The organism is Pseudobacter ginsenosidimutans, from assembly GCF_007970185.1.
In the GTDB taxonomy this organism is placed as follows: Bacteria; Bacteroidota; Bacteroidia; order Chitinophagales; family Chitinophagaceae; genus Pseudobacter; species Pseudobacter ginsenosidimutans.
The window spans coordinates 6,697,606-6,720,485 of record NZ_CP042431.1; the positions used below are offsets into that span (position 1 = coordinate 6,697,606).

The window sequence follows — 22,880 nt, forward strand, 5'->3', positions numbered from 1 at the left end:
TGAGCACACTCGAATGGTGTTACCGGATAGGTTCATATGGTTTATATTAGAGATGAAGAAATCGCTCACTTGCACATATACTCGAAAACAGCCTGGTCCATGCCCAGACCGAAGAAATTAGCGCGGTTGGGTCCTTCAGGATCCTGGCCGATATTCAAGGGCAGCTTGTTCTGATTGTAGGTGGCTGCCTGGAAAGGATTGTTGACACTGTAATCCCGGTTGACGAACATCCAGATCTTATTGGTACGGTTATAATTGATCTTGTTATCGTATTGGGTGTCTGGTTTGATGAGATTGCCATCGGCATCATATTCATATTTGGTGATGAGTGCCGGCGAGCCGGAATTATCGAACCAGGTGAGTTTGGATTCGATCATGCGATCCCATTTGTCGTACTTGTAATCCGTAACGTTGAAGCCCAGGGCAGGACCGTATTCCCCGTTAATGATCTCTCCCCACCACCAGGCAGTATCGCGGATGATGCGGCCTTTGGAGTCGTGCAGGAATTTTTTGTGGAATTCGTAGAGGCCATTGTCGTAATGTCCGGCGTGCTGTACCAGTCTTTGTTTTTTATCGTAGAAGAAAAAGTGATTGGGTACGGCCGTGCCGGTTAGACTCACGATGGCTGAAACCGGGTACCCCTGGGCATTGTAGGTGAATGTGTAGGTACGGGGACTGCCGGCGGTGAAGCTGATCTTTTTGATATTGCAATATTTGATGTCCCCATCCTTTTGGCTGCGGAGGAAATCACCAACTTTATTACAGGCTACAAACGTAAGAACGATGAGTGTGAGGCAAACGAAGAGCCTCCTGCTGTTCCTTGTCATAACAGTATAGGTTGAGTGTGAGTAATCCCTTACTATGTTTTAACAGGGTTGGCAATAGCAATGAGAAAGGGAAGGATGTGTGGGAGGTAAAGCAGAAATTGGATCAGGTGAAATTACATCAAATTTCAGCCTGATCCAATACTATTTTGTGGTAATAGGCGCGCAGGTTAATTACCGCATTGATAAGTTATGGTAGCGTGTGGCTCCATTTCCAGTTCCAGAAAATATCTGGAATTACCATCGTTATAGGTGGCGAAGAAATCCCTGGGAAGCAGATAACCGATATAAGAAGTTGCCCTGTATGGGTTATTCTTGCTGTAATCCTTGTCGATCAGCCTCCACCAGTTATTGGTATTGTGAATATTGTTCCTGTTATCGTATGTGATACCGGGTCTGATGAGGTTTCCGTTGGCATCATAAGTATACAGTTTTTCAAAGCCGGTCTCAGGCGATTGAGCAAAAACAGTGTAAGTACGGCTGATACGGCCGAGGCTATCGTAACTATAAGTAGTTACATTGGAAGAAATATAATTGGCCGGTTCACCGTTCACCACGTTGCCGAATGCCCAGGATGAATCATGAGTAACCCGATTGTCCGGGCCATAAAAAAACTTCGTATACCTGAAGAACATATCCACGTTATCGAACTTTCGGATATACTTGTTCATGCGCCTTTTGGTATCATAATAGAAGAGCCAGTTGTGGTTCCCTGTGGAGGTAGACCCGGTGATGATGCTGTCAGGATTGCCATAAGCATCATAGCTGAATCTCCACCACCTGTCTGAATTGGTAACCTGAATAAATTCAATATTGCAATAGCGTTGATCGGGCCAGTAGTTGGCTTCGGCTTCGCCGGGCACTTTCAGGCCATCTGATTTTTTGTTGCAGGAAACACACAGGAATACCAGGCCGGTAGTCAGTAAGGCGGCAACGTTGCGAATTACATGTTGCATAAAGAATAAGAGTTTAACTGATGAAAAATAAGAGATCAAAGAGGATTAATTACCGCATTGATACGTGAAGGTGGCATGCGGCATATCGATATCCAGGAAATAACGGTAGTTGGTGTTCAGGTCAGAGAAGAAATCTCTCGGCAACAAGTAACCGATGTAAGAAGAAGCCCTGTAAGGATTGTTTTTGCTGTAGTCTTTGTCTATCAGCCTCCACCAGTTATTGGTATTGTGGATATTGTTCCTGTTATCATACGTGATGCCGGGTTTGATGAGGTTACCATTGGCATCGTAATTATAGGTCTTTTCGAAACCCTCTCCCGGAAACTCAATGAAAGCCGTCCAGGTCCTGCTGATGCGCCCCAGGGAGTCGTAATAATAAGTGGTCACCTGGGAAGCCACATAATTGGTGGGTTCGCCATTCACCACTATTCCGAATACCCAGGACGAATCATAAGTAACACGATTGCCGGGACCATAAACAAACTTTTTGAAGGTTTCAAAATAATCACCCTGGTTATCATACATCCGGATATACTTGTTCATACGCCTGTTGGCATCGTAGTAAAAGAACCAGTTGGGATTTCCGGTAGACGTATTGTTAGTTATGATGCTTACCGGGTTACCAAAAGAGTTGTAACTGAACTTGTACCATCTGTTTTCATTGGTGATCTTGATGGAATCGATATTACAATACCGTTGGTCCGGCCAGTAATTGGCTGCGGCATCACCCGCAAGTTTTTGCACCTCTGCTTTTTTGTTACAGGAAACAGACAGGAACGCAACGCCTATCGCCAGAAAGGTAGCAGCGGATCGAAATACATGTTGCATAAAAGATTATAGGTTTAACAGTGAAAAAATCCTTCAATGGCGGATGTAAACAGGCAGAGGCTTGAAATCTGAAAAGAAGTTTTTGGATAGGAAGATAGAATCGCAGAGTGTGGCTGCAAAATTAGTGATTAATGAACGTGCAGGATCAGCCGGCATACCGCAAATGCGGAATACTGCCTTGAATCGAAGGATAAGACAACTGAATGAGCAATAAGGGGCAGAATAAATTTTCGATCAGGGATATGCGTTATAGCAGGTTGCGAAAGAGGATTTCGGTTAATGCGGATTATTTTGCGGGCGCTATCAGTAATTTTATTTCTGGTTCCACCTGTCTGTCTGTCAACTGGCGTTCGAAGAATTTACGATAGCCGGTGGCTTTGTTGATGAACAGCGTGGCCGGGATACCCCCACTCCATTTCTCATCCACCTTGGGGCAGAAATAATCTGCATTGCTTTCATCCAGCCAGAAGAAGGTGGCGCTGAAATTTTTCTTTTTGATGAAGGATTGTAAACCGGCGGGATATTCTGAATCGAAGTCGAGGCTCACAAGCATCAGTTCCACTTTTTCATTCTTATACTTTTCCACTCCTGTCTGCAGCCAGGGGATCTCCTCTACACAGGGTGCACACCATGTGGCCCAGAAGCTAACTACCAGCGGATGGTCACTGCTATCAATATACGAAATCAATTGATCGATCTTCAGTTTCTTTACGGATTGCGGGAAACCGGTAATGGTTAGAAACAGCAAAAGGAAAAGAAAAACGGATCGTTTCATAATAGTAAAATTTATCGGAGGGCGCCCACTCTCTAAGTATTTGCATCAGGCTCCTGCAACTGCAGCTTCCAGTCTTCCAGCAAACTATCCAGCTCCTCTCCACTGTACCTCCTTTGATCATAATGCCCGGCCAGCACTTTCTGCCGTTTGGCTTCATAAAGGCTCACTGCACAGGCCACGGAAATATTCAGAGAACGGATGATCCCCACCTGCGGGATCACGAAATTGCCATCGGCCAGCGCGCGGATCTCATCACTCACACCGCTGTGCTCATTCCCGAATACCAGCGCCACACTGCCTGCCGCAAAATTGATGCTATACAAATCTACTGCATCACTGCTCAGGTGCGTAGTTAATATCTTCTCATATTTTGCACGAAGCGCAGCAAAACAGGCCGCCGCATCCGTGAACTGATGTACCGTGAGCCATTTGGCCGCACTGCTGCTGCTGCGGGCCCCGAATTTCTTGTGACGCGGGATCTTCGTGTTGAGCACATAGATCTCCTGCACTCCTACCGCATCGCAGGTGCGCATCACAGCTGATATATTATGTGGATCGAATACGTTCTCCAGCACAACGCAAAGATCATTCTGACGCTTGTTCAATACAGATACCAATCGCTCGTAACGTTCCGGTGTCATATTAATAAAATTGAGATAGGTTCCTCAATGCTGGCAATATTACGTGGTATTTTTAAATTATTATCTTCGTTCACAATTAACGCCACTTAAACCCAATATGGCCTATGTTGAAAAAGATCTTCAAGATAACAGGAATCACTCTGTTGGTGCTGCTCATCATCCTTTTTGCAGCGCCTTATCTTTTCAAAGACAAGATTGCCAAAATCGTTAAAGAGCAGATCAACAAGAATGTTGCTGCCAAAGTGGATTTTACAGACCTCAGCCTGAGTTTCTTCCGGCACTTTCCAAGCGCCTCCGTTGCCTTGACGGATCTGCAGGTCACCGGCCCCGAGCCCTTCGGCAAAGACACACTGATCAGCGCAAAGGAGATCTCCGCTGCCGTTGATCTTTTCAGCCTGTTCGGAGACCAGATCAAAGTTACCCGTGTGAATATCGATCAGCCCAGGATCCATGCCCTCGTTAACAAAGAGGGAAAGGCCAACTGGGATATCATGCTGCCCGATACCAGCACTGCAACACCGGAATCGCCCGAAGAGCCTTCTTCCTTCAAAATGAACCTGAAGAAGTATGCTATCAGTGATGCCTATGTGCAGTATTCAGATGCCACCAGTGGCATGAGCGCCGAGATCAATCACCTCACCCACGAAGGATCCGGGGATTTTACCGCCGATGTCTTCACGCTCAGCACCGGCACCAACGCATCTGCCGTTACCTTCACCTATGCAGGCATTCCCTATCTGGCCCGCACAAAGACCAATATCGACCTCGATATCGAAATAGACAGCAGGATCGGCAAATACACTTTCAATACAGAAGAGATCGCATTGAACGATCTGAAGATCGCCGCCAAAGGATTCTTCCAGCTGGTGAACGATAGTACCTATAATATGGACATCGCCTTCAATGCGCCCAGCACAGAATTCAAGAGCATCCTCAGTCTTATCCCCGCTGTATATGCCAATGATTTCGCTAAAGTGAAAACCAGCGGTAAGGCCCTGCTCAACGGTTTCGTGAAAGGAACTTACAGCAGCATAAAAATGCCTGCCTACAATCTCAATCTCCAGGTGGAGAACGGTTTCTTCCAATACCCCGATCTTCCCAAGCCTGTGCAGAATATCAATCTCCAGGTGAAAGTGGACAATCCCGATGGCGTAACCGATAATGCCGTAGTGGAAATTCCCAAAGCGCATATCGAATTCGGTTCCGATCCTTTCGATTTCCATCTGCTGCTGAAGAAACCTGTCACGGATCAATACATCGATGCCGGCGCCAAAGGCAAACTGGACCTGGCAGGCATCACGCAATTTGTGAAACTGCCCAATGGCACCAAACTCGCCGGCCTCGTGAATGCGGATATCGCAGCCAAAGGGAATATGGCCGTGGTTACACAACAAAAACCCGGACAATTCTCTGCACAGGGTTTTATAGATATCAGCAAACTTTTCTATTCATCACCCGACTTCCCTGCGCCGATCCAGAATACCAGTGCACGCATCGACGTAACCAATCCTGATGGAGTGCCCGATCACACCATAGTGAAGATCCCCGCCGCTCATGTGGAAGTAGGAAAAGATATTGCCGACCTCACATTATTGCTGCAGACACCTGCCTCCGATCCTGCATTTGACGGAACGATCAAAGGCGGATTCAATCTGGCCAATGTAGCCCAGTTCTATGCCTTCGAACCTGGCACTTCTTTGGCCGGACAGGTGAACGCCAATATTGCATTCAAAGGAAAGAAATCGATGATCGATAAAAGCCAGTACGATGCCATCCAGACTAACGGTACCGTACAGGCCACGAACATCTCTTACAAATCGAAGGATTATCCCGATGGCGTGAACATCACCAACAGTCTCTTCACCTTCAATCCGAAGAACGTTACCGTGAACAACCTGGCGGGTAATTTCATGCAAACGAATTTCAATGCCAATGGCAGCTTCGATAACCTCATCGGTTATGCGCTGAAAGATGAGCCGCTGGCAGGAACGCTCAACGTGAATGCAGACAAGGTGGATCTCAATAAATTCATGGGCACCACCACTGCCGCACCAGCGGCTGAAGAAAAGAAAGACAGTGCAGCGGCTCCTGCAGCAGCCGGCGATCCTTTCCTCGTTCCGAAGAATATCAAATTCGCGCTCAATACAAAAGTGAACAGCCTTCACTATGATAAAGTGGATTATAAGAATATCAGCGGCTCTCTGCAACTGGCCGATGAAACCGTGTACATGCGCGATGTGAAGCTGGAAGCGCTGGATGGCACCATCGGCCTCAGCGGCTCCTACTCCACCCGCGTGAATAAAAAGAAACCAGACATCTCTCTTACTTATGATGTACAGAACCTCGACGTGCAGAAGACTTTCTTCGCTTACAACACTGTTCAGAAGCTGATGCCCATCGGTAAATTCATTGCCGGCAAACTCACTTCGAAGATGAGTGTGAAAGGTCAGCTTGGCGGGGATATGATGCCGGATCTCAGCTCACTAACGGGCGAGGGTACACTATTTTTACTGCAGGGTGTGCTCAGCAAATTCGGTCCGCTCGATAAACTGGCCAGTACGCTCAACCTGACCGATCTTCAAAACTTCTCCGTAAAAGATATCAAGAACTATTTCGAATTCGCCAACGGCAAAGTGCTGGTGAAGCCTTTCAATGTAAAGGTGAAGGATATCGATATGGAGATCGGCGGTATGCACGGCCTGGACCAAAGCCTGGATTATGTGATCAACCTCAAGGTGCCCCGCGCCAAACTGGGCAGCCAGGCCAATGAGCTGGTGAACAACCTGGCTTCACAGGCAAACGCCAAAGGCATTCCCGTGAACATCAGCGAAACCATCAGCTTCAAGGTGAACCTGGGCGGCTCCATTACCAATCCTGCTGTCAAGACTGATCTCAAAGGATCCGGCGGCAGCCTGGCGCAGGACATGAAGGCGCAGGCCGAAGAATTTGTGGAAGCGAAGAAACGCGCAGCCGACAGCACGCTGGCCGTAGCCAAACAACAGGCGAAGGATTCACTGGAATCTGCGAAGAAAAAGGCCGCAGCTGCCCTGAAAGACGAACTGGCCAAACAACTGAGCGGTAAGAAAGATACTGCTGCAGGTGAAAAGACAGACGTGAAGAAAGACCTGGAGAATACGGGGAAAGGATTACTCAATAACCTCCTTAAGAAAAAGAAAGCAGCCGCGGATAGTACGAAGCAATGATGAAACTACCAAAAAAACAGGGGGGTACCGGTTATTACAGCCGTTTTCCCCTATTTTTGCCCTCCTTAAAACAAATAAGATCAGAACTTACGAATTGAATTGCTTATGGATAAACTGATTTATCTGGTTCCCGCGATGGGTGTTCTCGGGCTCCTGTACACGTTGGTAAAATTCAAATGGGTTTCCCAACAGGACGCTGGTAGTGATCGGATGAAAGAGATCTCCACCTATATCGCCGACGGCGCCATGGCCTTTCTGAAAGCAGAATGGAAGATCCTGGCTTACTTTGTAGTGATCGTAGCCCTTCTCCTCGGATTCATGGCCAGTTCCAATCCGCACTCACACTGGTCAATCGCCATTGCATTTGTTATCGGAGCATTTTTCAGCGCCCTTGCTGGTTTCATCGGTATGCGCGTTGCCACCAAGGCCAACGTTCGCACCGCCAATGCTGCCCGCACCAGTCTGAAGAAAGCCCTCTCCGTTTCCTTCACAGGAGGTTCCGTAATGGGACTGGGTGTAGCCGGTCTGGCTGTACTCGGCCTGGGCGGTCTCTTCATCATAGTAAAGGCCCTGCTGGTTCCCGATGGTTCTTCCGTGAACAGTGCAGACATGGTGAAAGCCATCGAAGTACTCACAGGTTTCTCCCTCGGTGCTGAATCAATCGCACTCTTCGCCCGCGTGGGCGGAGGTATCTACACCAAGGCTGCCGACGTTGGCGCCGACCTCGTAGGTAAAGTGGAAGCAGGCATTCCTGAAGATGATCCGCGCAACCCTGCCACCATCGCCGATAACGTAGGCGATAACGTGGGCGACGTTGCCGGTATGGGAGCCGACCTCTTCGGTTCCTATGTGGCTACTGTGCTGGCCACAATGGTACTCGGGCAGGAAACCATTGCAGTTGATGCATTCGGTGGACTGAGCCCCATTCTTCTTCCGATGCTGATTGCCGGTATCGGTATCCTCTTCTCTATTGTGGGAACCTGGTTCGTTCGCATCAGCGATTCAGCCGGTATCAGCACAGACGCTGTTCAGAAAGCCCTTAACATGGGTAACTGGGGTTCGATCGTGCTCACCGCCATCGCTTCTGTTGGACTGGTTTACTGGATCCTTCCTGAAACGATGAGCCTCCGCGGACATGAGTTCACCAAATGGGGTGTACTCGGCGCCATCGGTGTGGGTCTCGCAGTAGGCACACTCATGAGCATCATCACTGAATACTATACGGCAATGGGTAAACGCCCGGTGATGAGCATCGTTCGTCAGTCAGGCACCGGACATGCCACCAACGTGATCGGTGGTCTGGCAGTAGGTATGGAATCTACCCTCCTGCCCATCCTCGTACTGGCAGGCGGTATCTATGGTTCTTATGCCTGCGCAGGCCTGTATGGCGTTGCCATCGCTGCTGCCGGTATGATGGCCACCACTGCGATGCAGCTGGCGATCGACGCCTTCGGTCCTATCGCAGACAACGCAGGTGGTATTGCTGAAATGAGCGAGCTCCCCAAAGAAGTGCGTGAAAAGACTGATGTACTGGATGCAGTAGGTAACACAACTGCGGCTACTGGTAAGGGTTTTGCCATCGCTTCCGCAGCGCTCACCGCTCTTGCACTCTTCGCAGCTTATGTAGGCGTGATCAAGAACAATGGTTACGATCTCGGAGACGCTATCAATATTTATAAAGCCGATGTTCTGGCTTCACTCTTCGTAGGAGCAATGATCCCCTTCATTTTCTCCGCACTCGCCATCAGGGCGGTGGGAGAAGCAGCCATGAGTATGGTGGAAGAAGTACGCCGCCAGTTCCGCGAGATCCCAGGCATCATGGAAGGAAAAGGCAAACCTGAGTACGACAAATGCGTGGCCATCTCTACAGACGCATCTATTAAAAAGATGATGCTGCCCGGCGCAATCGCTATCCTCTCTCCATTGATCATGGGCTTTGCTTTCGGTCCTGAAGCACTCGGAGGTTTCCTCGCAGGCGCTACCGTGAGCGGTGTACTGATGGGTATGTTCCAGAACAATGCCGGTGGCGCATGGGACAATGCAAAGAAATCTTTCGAGAAAGGCGTTGAGATCAACGGACAGATCTATTACAAAAAATCAGAACCGCATAAAGCATCTGTTACAGGTGATACCGTAGGTGATCCGTTCAAAGACACTTCCGGTCCTTCCATGAACATCCTCATCAAACTGATGTCGATCGTTTCACTGGTAGTGGCACCCACGCTGGCGCAGATCCATGGTTACGGCATTCCTGAAGTGAAAGCTCCAGCCCAAAAAGTGGAAAACACTACCACTGCAAAGGCCGGAGTTATAGCTACAGCAGACAATGCCGTTGTTTATTCGACAAAATAATCCTGGAAATTTTAAGGGATAAACTTTGAAAATATCCCCGGGAATTTTATCTTTGTCGTCCATAACTAAGCACTATATCATACCAAATACCAAAAGTCCCTGTATTTCCATACGGGGACTTTTACATTTTAGTCCACTCCGTTCAACCTTCATATACCACCATCTATTTAATATCCCATTGGTTTATCCACAATAGGGGGCAAATTGTAGGAGCTTGTTAACTTTTTATTACGAAACATATCGTAAATTGAGGCAAATCATTTTATCGGTTATGGCCAACACAAAAACCATCAAGCCCACAGAGAGCGAACTGGAGATACTGAATGTGCTGTGGGTAAAAGGAACAGCCAGTGTCCGCGAAGTACATGAGGAACTGCTGAAGTACAAAGAAGCAGGTTATACCACCACGCTCAAGCTGATGCAGATCATGCATGAAAAAGGACTGGTGAAAAGAGATGACAGCGTGAAAACGCATATTTATCAGGCAACCGTGAGCCGGGAGAAAACCCAGAAGCACCTGGTGGGCAAGATGATCGATACGCTGTTCGGCGGATCGCCTACTGCCATGGTGATGCAGGCGCTGGGCAATCACAAAGCCTCTCCCGAAGAACTGGAAGCCATCCAGCAAATGATCAACAACCTGAAAAAACAATAGAAGGATGAACCAAGTTTACCAATCCGCTTTCCTCAAAGCATTGGGATGGTCATTAATAGACAGCTTGTGGCAAATGGGACTGCTGTGGTTGTTATACGTAGTGCTGACTGCTAATGGAAAACGTTTTCAATCCCACCAGCGGCATAATATTGCCCTGTTATCACTCGCCGGAGGTTCACTCTGGTTCCTGGTTTCACTGGTGATGAATTTTTACGAAGCCGCTGCCGAACCGGTTGTATACAACTGGTACCAGGGTGCAGCAGCTCCTGTAACAGATCACGGTTTCTTCGGCAATCTTTCCAGGAATATCGAATCAGCACTCCCCTTCCTGTCTATTGGCTATCTCCTTGCAGCGGTCTGGTTATTCATCCGTTTTTATTATCGTTATCTTCAAACACGTCAATTACTGAAAGCTAAGATGGTAAAGGCCGCGCCTGAACTGCGCGTATTTCTCCAGCAGGCTGCAGCCCATATGGGCATCAATAAAAAAGTGGCGCTCTGGCTCTCTGCCGCCGCTGAAGCTCCCATGACACTGGGTTTCTGGAAACCCGTGATCCTGCTGCCCATCTCCATCGTGAATCATCTCAGCCTGGAGCAAACAGAAGCCATCCTGCTGCATGAGCTGAAACATATCAAACGCAACGATTATCTCATCAATATTTTAATGGCCTGTGCAGACGTGGTCCTGTTCTTCAATCCATTTGCACAATGGATCTCCGCCACCATCCGCCGCGAACGCGAGAACAGCTGCGACGACCTGGTACTGCAGTTCCGCTACGATCCCGCACAATATGCCACTTCCCTGCTGGTACTGGAGCAACAGCGCTCCGCCACACAACAGACGCTGGCAGTAGCCGCCACCGGGAGTAAAACACCCGCGCTTCTGCATCGTGTGAAACGCATCCTCCACCAGGAACAGGTATGCCCCCCGTTAGTCAACGTATGGTGGCTTACCTGCTCACAGCTTTGCTGTTCGGATTCGTTGGTTTGTACAACCCGGGCAATGTGATCGTCAATAAGATCTATCCCGTTGTGTTCAATACGGAAGCCGCGCCGCAGTTTGCCAGTTATGAGCCCGCTCCCGAAGAGAAGGAAGCTCCCAAAAAAGCTGCGACAGCCTCCAAACAGAAAAAAACCTGCGCTCCCGTTCAGCCCGTTGAAACACTTGAGCCTCTTCCATCACTTCATGTTCTCACAGCCAGCGAAGCAGAACAGTTACTCCGCCTCGCAGCCAGTATTGAGATCGCAGGTATGGTGGAACGCCAACTGGCAGAACAACAACGCCTCATAGAAGAACAACAGCGGCAGGCAGCAGCACAACAGCACCAGGTACAATTTCAGATCCAGATCACTGCTGTAAGTAACCAGCTAACTCTTGAAGCCAGGGATTTCACCCTCGCCAATAACCAGGCCGCCGTTCTTTGTGAACCTGAGAACTCAGCAGAGATCAAGCCTTATGTTCCCCGTAACAGTTTCGCTTATCAATACATGCAGGACAGCTGCACTCCCAAAATATTTGCAGAGGCCAACAAACTGCAGGCTGAGGCCAGAGAAGCCATTACCCGTGCTATGACAGCATTGAAAGAAGTGGACCTGACCAGGCTGGAAAACGAACTGAAAGAGAAAGGCATCGAGCTCCACGCCAACCAGATCCGCCAGGAACTGCATAGGGCATTCATGGAGATCACTATGAAACGCCTCTGCGAAGGAGCCATCAATACTGCCGAAGATGTGCGCGCAATGTATGCGAAAGCACAGGCCGAATGGCAGAAAAAACTGGAAAACTTTCAGCGCGACCGCGCCAAAAAGCGTGTTGAACAGGATGCTTTACGCAGACAGATCGTGGAAGAGCGTCTGATGGAAAACGCGAAACCTGAATTGAAAAAAGCGATCAGGAACAAGTCCGTGGACATTTAATCTTCATCACCAGACATTCTTCGGGCACCAGCTCCCATATTTATTTCCGATGATGAACCCGATCATGAGCTCATGGGTTCCCTTACTCACCGTACTCAAACGCGTGGTGGTGTAATCATATGCATAACCGATATTCAGGGCATTGGAAATATTCAGGCCCAACATCGCGGCAAAGCCCTCTCCCGTTCTGTAACTCACGCCTCCCCAGCAAAGGTCCAGGTATTGCAGTTTCAGGTTAAGGTCCGCCTGCACGGGCAGCGGCCGGATGTATTTCACCATCACCGATGGCAGAAGATTGAACTCATCCGTGAGCAGGAAACGGTAACCAGTAGTCGCAAACAGGTGCGGCACCAGTTTTCCTTCAGTGGTTGTAACGCTATTGTCTGAAAACTTCAGCTTTTGCGGAATGATCTGCCGGGCCGACAGCCCCAGGAAATAATCCGCAGAATAGAGATAGACCCCTGCACTGAAATCCGGTCTGAAATAATTGAGGCTCCTGTTCTCATATACTGCCGGGTCTACCGGCGTAACGATCCCGAAGTCCAGTTTTCCTGTATTCAATCGCAGATTATTTACTCCTGCTCCAAAGCCCGCTGCCAGGCTGGTTTTGGCGCTGATCCCCAGATGATAGGCATAGGTCAGGTATCCTGAGAAGCGGTTGAGCGGCCCCGTTTTATCGTTGATCATCTGAATGCCGATACCATGATGTGGCTCCGCCGCGGTATAAGACTCCCAATATGCCTTCCCTCTCGGATTCTCACCGGGAATGCGGAATGAAGTGGGGGTAGTACGAAAGTCCTGCTTACCCAAAGGCATATGCGCAGTGAAGTAAGTGGTCACAGGAGCACCATCGATCCCCACCCACTGGTGGCGATGACTGACCTTGATATCAGTATAATTCTCGATGCCGGTCAGCGCTGGATTGAGGATATACTGGTTGAGCATGTACTGGGAATAATGCGGTTGCTGCTGTCCGTATACCAGCAATCGCATCAGGGAAAAAAGTAGAAATATAGAAAAGCATTTCATGGATCATCGTATGATGGTCACCGATCCTTTCAGCAATCCTTTGCCGGTTTTAGGATCGATCACCCAGTAATAAGTACCTGCCGGCAGCAGGCTGCCATTCAATCTTCCATCCCAGGCACGGCCATAACCGGTGGAATGGAACACGCGCTGACCATAACGGTTGAATACGTCCACCGTGCAATTTGGATAGGATTCCAGGTAAAGCAACACCCATGTTTCGTTGATACCATCACCATTGGGTGTGAACGCATTGGGCACTACTACCTTCGGTAATACTTTCACCCAAACTTCATCGCTGGCCTTACAGCCATCCCTGCTCGAAACAACCAATGTATACCGTGAATCTTCTTTGGGAGATACCGATGGCTGTGCGCGCGACGGGTCGCGAAACTGATCAGCAGGCAGCCAGGAATAACGGATCCCCTCACCTGTTCCGCTGCCATCGAGGACAGCAACTCCATCCGGCAGAATGCCTTTGTCCGGCCCCGCATTGGCAGTGGGCGTCGGGTTCACGGTAATGGTTTGGGTGGCAGAAGCGCTGCATCCGTTGGCGGCCTGAAAGCGAAAACCCAGTGTATGCGTACCCGTACCTGCCACTGCAGGATGGAAATACCCTTGCGGGTCCATACCCGGTCCGGAGAAAACGCCATTGCCGGGAAAGCCCAGTGTTTCCCGGGCAGGAGGCACTAACGGCGGCGATTCCGCGCAAACCGGGCTCATGCCATCGAAAGCAACTACCGGACTGGCTTTTAGGGTAACCGTTCGCGTAAGGGTACCCAGACAGGCCTCCCCGGTATGGACTTCAAATACAATTTTATGATCACGCGTTGGAGGGTTATTGAAATCATCATACTTATGCGCATACTGTTTACCGGGAGCCGGATCTTCATCCACTGTCTTAACGGTAGGGTCCCGGTCGTAGTCCCACCAGATACTCAGACTGCTCAGTTTTCCGCTCTGTATCCTGGAAGCTTCGCGGATCACCAGTTCCGAACTGGCGCAGAGCGCCCCGGCAGGCAACACGAAATCAGCAGCCTGCACCCTGCCGTTGACGGTAATTCTCTTTTGAATATTGGCCGCACAACCATCCTTCGAGGTCACCTGCAGGCGTACCTGGTAATTGCCTGACTGCGCATAAACATGACCGGGATGCTGGTCAGCCGACGTTTGATTATCACCGAATTGCCAAAGCCATTTGAATTGATCTTCCGAATGATCGGCAATGGAGCTGGAGTCGGAAAACTTAACCAGAGGATCATCGATACACACCTCAGGAAATCCAAAGTTCACCTGCGGCAAAGGGTTCACCATAACGGTTTGCGATACCCGCTCACTCCGACACCCCCTGGCAGTGGTTACCTGCAGGCTGATCGTACGGCTGCCGGTTTCTTCATAGCGATGAGTTATCGGGTTACCGTTAGCAGCCCGCAGCGTTTGGCCGTCACCGAGATCCCATTCCCAGGAACTCAGCCTGTCGCCAACACTGGTGGATGTACTGGCAATGCGGACAGACCGCTGCTCACAGACCGGGTCACGGAACTCAAAGGCGGCAGTTGGTGGCGGCGAAATGCGGAGCAGCCTCACAGCCGTATCGGAAGTGCAGCCGATATCAGTGGAAACAGCATGACGGATATTGTAATTGCCGGCAGCCGCATACCGGATGACTTGATCTGCTGAGCCTGTAGACCTCCGGCCATCGCCATAACTCCAGAACCAATTGGTAAGTGGACGGCCATTGTCGCGGCTCGTTCCTTTTATCAGTACATCATCTGTAATACATCCGTTATGTGTAACCGAAAAGCTGGCGACAGGTTTTTCAAAGACCTGGAAATCAAAGTTGATCAGCTGCTCACCTGTACAACCATCCGAAGTTGGATTTATCACCTGTATCCTGATAGCATAATTGCCCGGTCGGCTGATCCGGTGCTCTCTTTTCAGCCGGTACCGATAAAGCCTGACGCCTCCATCCACCAGCCAGGTTGAATCGTAAACCGGGTTATTGATCAGGGAATCCCGGATGCCGAGAGCATTCAATTCAGTCCCGAAGATCCAATGGATCATGGCAGGCTGATATGGGAATGTCATGGCCAGGCCAAAAGGCGAGTTCCGGCAACTGGCCGGTATATTGATGGGCGAATGATCATTCTCAACGGTCACATACTGGTGGAGATCGCTCAGGTTGGTGCCTGCCGAGTATCCATAGGATTCATTTTGACTGAAACCATAGGCGATGGCATTGAAGGGCGTATCGCAGGCAATTGTATGGGTACCCTGCTCCACCCGGATCTGCGCATAGGCATAACGGCTATCCACGGGATGGGGTTGAAAATCCGAAGCCCTGAACTGACCATCGAGCGTGAAACTATTGATAGCCGCCGGCTGGTTCTTCAACAACACATTGATAAAATGAATGGGGTTGGCATCGTTGATCAGCCGCATACTCAGCATCGTGGCATGGGTGATCACCTGCTCCACCGGGTTCAGCAGGATCATTTCCGGGTCACCATTATTGGTGATCTCCCCGCAATTATTGTTGGTGAAATACTGGGCAACCAGGATGGGGCGATCACCCTCAATCACATGCGGCAGCGCATCATTGAACTCATAATAGAGATTGTTCCTGAAGGAAGCAGGATTTATCAGCACCCCGTCTACCCTAACCCGGGTACCGGGATCAGGACGAATGATCCGGTAATAATTTCCCGGACGGGTAGCGCTGGGAACGGTCAGGAATTTTCTGCCCCAGGTAGTTTTTGGATACAGTTGCTGAATGAGATTATCGCTGGAAGAAGGTACCGTTCCGCATCCGATCCCCAGCCTCCCGCTGCCCGAAAAGGCGGCTATCTTTTTACAATCGTTAGCGGAATTCCGGGTGCGGATAATGGAGCCCGTGAGATCGGTCCTCGACAAATAATTGAATACCTGGCCCCGGTTCAAACGAATGGTATACGCCTGCCCGGCAACCATCGAACCCGACAAACCGGTGGCTGCAGGAATGATCTCTACTTCGGTATTATCCTCGATGGCCACCACGAAAAAATAACTGTAAGAGCTCTCATTCGTTGGGCCCGGCTGAGCGATCTGAGTGAAGTTTACGGAGTAATATTCTCGGCCAATGGTACTGACAGGAAGGCACAAACTGGAGCCTGTGGCCAGGGCTGTGTAGATATGCGCATATACAACAACGGGATGCTCAGCCAGGATATGTATCCCCTTATTACTGATCCCCTCCTGGTTCAGGAATGCATCATGGGTTAGTTCAGGTACCACGGTTATCTGATTGGCCTTCACCTCAAATGTTCCGATAGTGATACCCATCGCCGGGATCTCTACCAGCACTTTTGTGTCCACATCCGAAGTAATATAAATATCCATCCCCGGCAAACTGGCCGTATACATTTGTTGATGGTTCCCGTAGCCGAGCCAGAACTCCTTCCCTTTATTGGTGAAGTCCTGCCCCCAGGCAAAAGAACAAAAAAGCAGACCGGCCAGCAGCAGGATTCTTGACATGCAGGTGATCAGGAAGCGGGTAAGCAGTCGCCTTCCTGGTCCTCAATATATAAAAAATATCAAATACAAATTTGTAGATATGCGTGGGCAGATCAGTCCTTCGAAAGTAACCGGCGAGCATTTTTTCCTTCACAGAAAATGAGGTCGAGGACTGAGCAGTTGGGAATGAATCCGAGCCGGTCTTCGAAAACCTGGCTATACTTTACCGGGTCCGGGAATGTCTGATTGATGGTTTGGGGAAGCACCTTATTCCGGAGGTCGAGCCATTCGGCCGGGTCATAATTTTCCTGGTACCCGGTGGTCAGCTCCATCGTAAAATCCCCATCTATTTTTGAAGCTGCCCATTGCCAGCAGGCCAGGTTCCAATCCAGCAGCCATTCAAAATTTTTCTCATATAATTCAGCCAGCTCATGTTCAAAAAACTGGAACCAGGGGCTCCGGTTATAGCAGCTTTTGAGAGTCTTGAAATGTTGCGATTGCCAGGCCGCATCATTGGCGATCCGGACCTCTTTCATGGGCCTCCTTTGTTCCCGGCCATCCACCAGGGGAACACTGAGAAGGATGGGACCATTGGAGCCCGGCACCACCGTCCGGTTACGAAAACTCATTTTTTGATAGCGATCATATGGATCAAAAACAATATGTTTCAAATCTGTAGAAATCCGCCATAAGATAACCGGCGCAAAATACTGACAATCAACAATTAGTTTCATTACAATTCCTATTTTTCAAATTCTGTTCAATCTCGCTCAAAAATCTTGTAATTACGGACGATTTTGGTCTGTCTTAAATTTGATTTAAATCACCAATAACCTTCATAATCTTATTTAGAAATAGCTATTTACAATTAAATTTTAAATCTAAATATTTTAGTCCCCTGAATTCCTCCAAACTGTCGGTTTGTCGCTCTGATTTTTCTAAAAGAATTAGCAAACAAATTCCTAAAAGTACAACTCCTTTTTGGCAGAAAAAATTAATCCGGTACTTTGTGGTCCATAAAATCTCCTGCATGAAAAAAGCGCCCTGGTTGCTCCTGCTCCCACTCCTTTGGCTGGGTTGGATGGGATGTGCAAAGCCGACCTCTCTCGATTATCTGGGTATCCGGAATGTGAAGGTGTTAAGTATGGGATGGAAGGAATCGACGGTAGCCGTTGATGTGGAATATTACAATCCCAATCGCTACCCCCTGACCCTGAAAAATGCCGAAGTGAACGTTTTCGTGAACGACCGGTATTTCGGAAAATCCACATTCGACAGCACCCTGAAAATTCCGAAACTGGACACTTTTATGATGCCCGTAAAGTTGACTGTCGACATGGCGAATACCGGGATCAGCCTCCTCCAAAATCTCAGTTCGGAAGAAGTGATGATCCGCCTGGAAGGGAGTGCGAAAATTGGAAGAAGTGGAATTTTTATCAATTACCCTATCAAATATGAAGGGAAGCAAAAGCTCGGATTTTGATATTTTGAGCCTTTTCAAATGAATTGGTCCGGCGGTAATCCGCCGGATTTTTTTTTGCCTGGAGTTGCTGTTTTTTCAATTTTCAGGGTTCTGGAAGAGGGGAAATTCTGAAGCGCCGGGAGTCAAAAAGAGGGAATGAACGAACCGGAAGCGGGTCAATTTGCATGACGATTTACTTTAATCCGGAGAGGTTTGCCAGGTCAGTGAAGCCTGGAATTTTCATCATTCAACCGAAAGATCCGGGAGGATCCCGCTCAGAAAATCAACTGAACCTCACCGTAAGATTATCCATCTTTCAAAAAATATACTGGGCGGAAAACCTCAAATCGGGATCATTGCCAGGCGGTTCAAAAAATGAAAAAATGGATTTCCGGACTGCCCATTAGATCTCCTTTTACCACTCTCCGCTCCGAATTCCAGCGGATAATAAGACGGTTGTACTTTCGAAATCGCAGGTCTGAATTTTGGAATTTACCTGCTGCCAGTGCTTTTTTTCAGCTACTAACGGTTGGGGGTAGTTCTACATTCAACTGACATTACAGCAGCTATTTTTTCATAACCAGGCTTTCTGCTCACCATTTTCTCCTCGCGGAAGCGCCCATAGTCACGATATTTTACGCTAAGAAAACAAAGGAAAATTCTATTGAACCTATAGGCTATTACCAGATTTTCAGAGACAAAAAAGTTCCGGCACCAATCAAAAATGAGAGGAGATGATGCTGGCCGGATTGTTCGTGGAAATCAAAAATCAGAGAGCAAATCCACATTTCTTTCTTCCCATGTCCGGCAATGATCCGTCGTTTTTCCGCCCCAAATAATACAGAAAGAAGCTGTAGCAGAAATTAAATCTCACCAAAAACCTGCAGATCCGGGATAGTATTTTGCCTGGTTGAAGGAGCCGGATATTGCCTGAAAAATCCAAAGCAACGGTGGCCCTCTGTACGAAGAATCCCCCGGGCCAGCCGGTATCCGCCAAACAAAAAAGGGCCAACCTTAACGGTCAGCCCTTCACTTATCTGAAAAATTATTACTGTTTTTTTTCGCTCCCGTCTGCCGGTTTCTGACAACACCTGGGCAACTTTTTATACGCCTCTTCATCTGCTTTCACATCATCCGCATCATAACCAATATTGGCGATAGCGGCCTTGATGTTCTCGATGTTCTGACGCTCGGCAAGGAAAGTGACCTTTGTTCTCTTATTCCTGAAATCTACAGTCACTTTTTGCACGCCCTCTTCACGAAGGAGATATTTCTCCATGCGCTCTTTGCACATCTGACATTGAACGGTGGGGGTTTGAATGGTTACAGTCTGGCTACCTTTTTTCTGCTGGGCCAACCCCATTGCAGTGATCCCCAGAACGGCCACCATGAGTAACAGGAGTTTCTTCATAACAGTATTCGATTTACTCCAAATGTACTCATTTCCCCTGCCAGTTCGCAGGGTCCTCGCGCCATTTTAACAAAATGCCTTCCTGTTCCCTGCTCACGATACCTTTTTCAATGGCCAGTTCGATCAGGGTGGGATAATCGGTGAGTGAGCGGTATTCCACCCCTGCCTTTGCAAAAGCTTCTGCTGCAACAGGGAATCCGTAAGTAAAGATGCTGACCATACCAACGATATTCAGACCGGCATTCTTCAGCACATCCACCACCTGGAGACTGCTTTTACCGGTAGAAACCAGGTCTTCGATCACTACCACTTTTTGTCCGGATGTGTAATAACCTTCGATCTGATTGCCCAGTCCATGCTCTTTCGGTTTTGGACGAACATAAATATAAGGCAGCTTCAGCTGGTCTGCCGCCATAGCGCCCCAGGCAATACCAGCAGTGGCTACACCGGCCATCAGCTCTCCATCAGGGAACTCTTCAAATACCACATTACACATTTCAGATTTTACAAATTCACGGATATAAGGAAAGCTCAGTGCCTTGCGATTATCGCAATAGATCGGGCTCTTCCATCCCGAAGCCCAGGTAAATGGTTGCCCGAGATTTAATTTAATAGCATTAATTTGTAATAACTTTTCAGCGACTGCTTTTTTGTTCGGTGCCATAATATTGATTTATTCCTGGTTGCGGCGAAATTGAAATTTGAAAAGGGAAAAGCGAAAATTATTTATGCACATTATCATATACTTTAACGACAAGCCTTTATTCCTGACCGATACCATCACGGATGAGATCGCTCCCTTTGCCCATCACGATGATGCCGTTTACATGGATGAGCTCTCCGCTCCGGGCGTCAATTCCATGATCCATGAGATGAAACAGGAAAAAGTGCATGCCGGAATTTACTTCCACGACGATATCGATCAACTCAAAAAAGCCTTCTGGCGCAAATTCATGCTCATTCAGGCGGCCGGAGGACTGGTGCAGAACGAAGACAAAGCCGTTTTGATGATGTTCCGCCGCGGCAAATGGGATCTGCCCAAAGGCAAGATGGACCCGGGCGAAACGCCCGCCCAAAGCGCATTACGCGAGGTACAGGAAGAAACCGGACTGGCCGAAGTTACCCTGGGAACTCCCCTCACCACCACTTATCACACCTACGATGATGCAGGGCATCATATCCTGAAAGAGACTTTCTGGTTCAATATGACGGCTCCTAAATCACAGCCACTGGTGCCACAACTGGAGGAGCAGATCACGGAACTGGTATGGGCCGATGCGAAAGCTTTAAAAGAATACACGAAAAATACCTTCCCTTCAGTGAGGGAATGTCTGCAAAAAGCAGGATTCTAAGATTATTCATTCAGTGATTCAGTGATTCAGTGATTCATCGCTCGCCTCCGGTGAGTGACTTCTATTCCATCGCCCCTGGCAATACTCAGTTATTTCTTCGGAAGAATGGCTACAGTCAGCCTGCTGATGCAAATGAGTTTCTGATTGTCATCGTGGATCTTAATGTCCCAAACATGTGTTGAACGTCCAATATGAATTGGAGTTGCCGTACCTGTAACAAAGCCTTCAGACGCACTACGGATATGATTGGCATTGATCTCCAGTCCCACGCAGATGAACTTTCCTGTATCTATCACCAGCGCGGAGCCAATACTGCCGAGGGTTTCAGCCAGCACGCAGGATGCGCCGCCATGCAGGATACCATATGGTTGATTGGTACGATGATCTACCGGTATCCGGGCTTTGATCAGATCTGGCCCAAGCTCCGTGAACTCGAGCCCGATATGCTCAGCCATATTATTCTCCCGCATCCGGTGAATATCGTTCAGCTGCAGGTCTTTTTTGAACCAGATCATACGCTTAGCTTTTAGACTTAACAGGCTGCTGGCTGATGCTTGCCGCTACTTCTTTGGGAAGGAACTGCATTACATCGCCTCCATTTTTGAGTACATCACGTACAAGTGTAGAGGCTACGGAAGTGTATTGGGGAAGGCAGGTGAGGAAAACGGTCTCGATATTCTGGTCCAGACTGCGGTTCATGTCTGCAATCGCCTTTTCATATTCGAAATCGTTCACGTAACGGATACCTCTGAGGATGAACTGTGCTCCTACCTGCTGGCAGGCGCTAACAGTGAGGCCTTCGTAAACCACTGCACTTACTTTGGGATCGTTCTTGAAGATCTCGCGGATCCAGCCAAGACGCTGCTCCTCGGAGAACATGGGCACTTTGTTGATATTGCGGCCGATACCGATCACCAGCTTGTCGAATAACGGCAATGCACGGTTGATAATATCAAGGTGACCGATAGTAATAGGATCAAAGGTTCCGGGGAACAAAGCGATTCTTTGCATGGCAATGCATTAAAGTTTAGCAAATCAGGATGCCGCAGGCACATCCCTTCCTCCCGAAAGCAGATACAGGGCAGCCATTCTCACGGCCACACCATTCTCTACCTGGTTCAGGATGATCGATTGCCCGCTGTCTGCCACATCACTATCCAGTTCCACTCCTCTGTTGATGGGACCCGGGTGCATGATCACCACTTCTTTATTGAGGCTTTCGAGCAGTCTTTTATTGATTCCATAGGCCAGGTTGTATTCCCTCAATGAAGAAAAGAGCACCTGGTTCTGTCTTTCCAGTTGAATGCGCAGCACATTGGCCACATCGCACCATTCCAGCGCCTTTCTAAGATTGTATTCCACGCGTACATCGAAGGCTTCCTGGATATGTTTGGGGATCAGTGTGGGCGGCCCGGCCACCATCACTTCTGCTCCCATTTTTTTCAGCAGGTACATATTGCTCATCGCAACGCGGGAGTGCATGATATCACCAATGATGGCCACTTTCAAACCTTCCAGCTTTCCCAGTCTTTCACGCATGGAGAAAGCATCCAGCAATCCCTGTGTGGGGTGCTCGTTGATACCGTCGCCGGCATTGATGATGGCTGCGGGAATATGTTTGGCCAGAAAATGGGGCGCTCCGGTTGCACTGTGACGCATCACCACCATATCCACTTTCATGGAGAGGATGTTGTTGACAGTATCCAGAAGGGTTTCGCCTTTGGAAACAGAAGAACCGGAAGCGGTGAAATTAATGGTATCGGCGCTGAGCCTTTTTTCGGCCAGCTCAAAGGAGATTCTTGTACGGGTGGAATTCTCGTAGAATAAATTCACAATTGTCACATCTCTCAAAGAAGGCACCTTTTTGATGGGGCGCTGTAACACTTCCTTGAATTCTGTGGCAGTGTCTAGAATAATCTGAATATCCTCGCGGGTTAGATCCCTGATACCGAGCAGATGTTTTACAGAAAGTCGCATTTCAGGGGG

At 48.7% G+C, this 22,880-nt stretch carries 20 protein-coding genes; 7 read left to right on the top strand and 13 right to left on the bottom strand.

The window, feature by feature from the left end; all coding sequences use genetic code 11:
* Positions 1 to 65: 65 nt before the first annotated feature.
* From FSB84_RS26210 to FSB84_RS26230, 5 genes are all read right to left on the bottom strand, one after another.
* Positions 66 to 827, bottom strand: coding sequence for a hypothetical protein (locus FSB84_RS26210; protein ID WP_130540797.1), 762 nt, complete (start codon positions 825 to 827; stop codon positions 66 to 68).
* Between the two features lie 167 nt (positions 828 to 994).
* Positions 995 to 1,780, bottom strand: coding sequence for a hypothetical protein (locus FSB84_RS26215; RefSeq protein ID WP_130540798.1), 786 nt, complete (start codon positions 1,778 to 1,780; stop codon positions 995 to 997).
* 45 nt (positions 1,781 to 1,825) lie between these two features.
* Positions 1,826 to 2,608, bottom strand: coding sequence for a hypothetical protein (locus FSB84_RS26220; protein WP_130540799.1), 783 nt, complete (start codon positions 2,606 to 2,608; stop codon positions 1,826 to 1,828).
* Between the two features lie 286 nt (positions 2,609 to 2,894).
* On the bottom strand, positions 2,895 to 3,383 hold the full coding sequence (locus tag FSB84_RS26225; RefSeq protein ID WP_130540800.1) for a TlpA disulfide reductase family protein: 489 nt from the start codon (positions 3,381 to 3,383) through the stop codon (positions 2,895 to 2,897).
* Between the two features lie 32 nt (positions 3,384 to 3,415).
* Complete coding sequence (locus FSB84_RS26230; protein WP_130540801.1) at positions 3,416 to 4,024, bottom strand: TrmH family RNA methyltransferase; 609 nt, start codon at positions 4,022 to 4,024, stop codon at positions 3,416 to 3,418.
* Between the two features lie 104 nt (positions 4,025 to 4,128).
* Here FSB84_RS26230 and FSB84_RS26235 point away from each other — a divergent pair, with 104 nt between their 5' ends.
* The 5 genes from FSB84_RS26235 to FSB84_RS26255 all read left to right on the top strand — a co-directional run bounded on the left by FSB84_RS26235 (position 4,129) and on the right by FSB84_RS26255 (position 12,151).
* Complete coding sequence (locus FSB84_RS26235) at positions 4,129 to 7,227, top strand: AsmA family protein (protein WP_130540802.1); 3,099 nt, start codon at positions 4,129 to 4,131, stop codon at positions 7,225 to 7,227.
* A gap of 105 nt (positions 7,228 to 7,332) precedes the next feature.
* The gene (locus FSB84_RS26240; RefSeq protein ID WP_130540803.1) at positions 7,333 to 9,579 is read left to right on the top strand and encodes a sodium-translocating pyrophosphatase; all 2,247 of its coding nucleotides are present in this window, start codon (positions 7,333 to 7,335) and stop codon (positions 9,577 to 9,579) included.
* Positions 9,580 to 9,850: 271 nt separating this feature from the next.
* On the top strand, positions 9,851 to 10,234 hold the full coding sequence (locus FSB84_RS26245; protein WP_130540804.1) for a BlaI/MecI/CopY family transcriptional regulator: 384 nt from the start codon (positions 9,851 to 9,853) through the stop codon (positions 10,232 to 10,234).
* Between the two features lie 4 nt (positions 10,235 to 10,238).
* Positions 10,239 to 11,243: a M56 family metallopeptidase gene (locus FSB84_RS26250; RefSeq protein WP_147122369.1), complete on the top strand. Its 1,005-nt coding sequence runs from the start codon at positions 10,239 to 10,241 to the stop codon at positions 11,241 to 11,243.
* The gene (locus tag FSB84_RS26255; protein WP_225979895.1) at positions 11,177 to 12,151 is read left to right on the top strand and encodes a hypothetical protein; all 975 of its coding nucleotides are present in this window, start codon (positions 11,177 to 11,179) and stop codon (positions 12,149 to 12,151) included. Before FSB84_RS26250 ends, FSB84_RS26255 begins: the two co-directional genes overlap by 67 nt.
* Positions 12,152 to 12,157: 6 nt before the next feature.
* Here FSB84_RS26255 and FSB84_RS26260 read toward each other — a convergent pair whose 3' ends face one another.
* The 3 genes from FSB84_RS26260 to FSB84_RS26270 all read right to left on the bottom strand — a co-directional run bounded on the left by FSB84_RS26260 (position 12,158) and on the right by FSB84_RS26270 (position 17,298).
* Complete coding sequence (locus tag FSB84_RS26260) at positions 12,158 to 13,180, bottom strand: PorP/SprF family type IX secretion system membrane protein (protein ID WP_130540806.1); 1,023 nt, start codon at positions 13,178 to 13,180, stop codon at positions 12,158 to 12,160.
* 3 nt (positions 13,181 to 13,183) lie between these two features.
* On the bottom strand, positions 13,184 to 16,690 hold the full coding sequence (locus tag FSB84_RS26265; RefSeq protein WP_130540807.1) for a PKD domain-containing protein: 3,507 nt from the start codon (positions 16,688 to 16,690) through the stop codon (positions 13,184 to 13,186).
* A 92-nt stretch (positions 16,691 to 16,782) separates the two neighbouring features.
* On the bottom strand, positions 16,783 to 17,298 hold the full coding sequence (locus FSB84_RS26270; RefSeq protein ID WP_158644127.1) for a WbqC family protein: 516 nt from the start codon (positions 17,296 to 17,298) through the stop codon (positions 16,783 to 16,785).
* Positions 17,299 to 17,699: 401 nt separating this feature from the next.
* Between FSB84_RS26270 and FSB84_RS26275 the strand changes: the two genes are divergently transcribed.
* Positions 17,700 to 18,152 (top strand): LEA type 2 family protein, encoded by a 453-nt coding sequence (locus FSB84_RS26275; RefSeq protein WP_130540809.1) that lies wholly within the window; start codon positions 17,700 to 17,702, stop codon positions 18,150 to 18,152.
* A 1,027-nt stretch (positions 18,153 to 19,179) separates the two neighbouring features.
* On the opposite strand, the gene FSB84_RS26280 is transcribed toward FSB84_RS26275, so the two are convergent.
* Both FSB84_RS26280 and pyrE read right to left on the bottom strand, forming a co-directional pair.
* A complete protein-coding gene (locus FSB84_RS26280) occupies positions 19,180 to 19,542 on the bottom strand; it encodes a heavy-metal-associated domain-containing protein (protein WP_130540810.1) in 363 nt (120 codons plus the stop codon).
* A 28-nt stretch (positions 19,543 to 19,570) separates the two neighbouring features.
* Complete coding sequence (gene pyrE, locus FSB84_RS26285; protein WP_130540811.1) at positions 19,571 to 20,206, bottom strand: orotate phosphoribosyltransferase; 636 nt, start codon at positions 20,204 to 20,206, stop codon at positions 19,571 to 19,573.
* 64 nt (positions 20,207 to 20,270) lie between these two features.
* Here pyrE and FSB84_RS26290 point away from each other — a divergent pair, with 64 nt between their 5' ends.
* Entirely contained in the window at positions 20,271 to 20,894 is a 624-nt protein-coding gene (locus tag FSB84_RS26290; RefSeq protein ID WP_130540812.1) for an NUDIX hydrolase, read from the top strand.
* Positions 20,895 to 20,983: 89 nt separating this feature from the next.
* Here the strand turns inward: FSB84_RS26290 and FSB84_RS26295 are convergent, their stop codons facing one another.
* From FSB84_RS26295 to FSB84_RS26305, 3 genes are read right to left on the bottom strand one after another with little or no spacing between them, the layout of a single operon-like run.
* The gene (locus FSB84_RS26295; protein ID WP_130540813.1) at positions 20,984 to 21,409 is read right to left on the bottom strand and encodes a hotdog fold thioesterase; all 426 of its coding nucleotides are present in this window, start codon (positions 21,407 to 21,409) and stop codon (positions 20,984 to 20,986) included.
* Between the two features lie 4 nt (positions 21,410 to 21,413).
* On the bottom strand, positions 21,414 to 21,905 hold the full coding sequence (coaD, locus tag FSB84_RS26300) for a pantetheine-phosphate adenylyltransferase (protein WP_130540814.1): 492 nt from the start codon (positions 21,903 to 21,905) through the stop codon (positions 21,414 to 21,416).
* Between the two features lie 24 nt (positions 21,906 to 21,929).
* Positions 21,930 to 22,871, bottom strand: coding sequence for an aspartate carbamoyltransferase catalytic subunit (locus FSB84_RS26305; protein ID WP_130540815.1), 942 nt, complete (start codon positions 22,869 to 22,871; stop codon positions 21,930 to 21,932).
* Positions 22,872 to 22,880 lie beyond the last annotated feature (9 nt).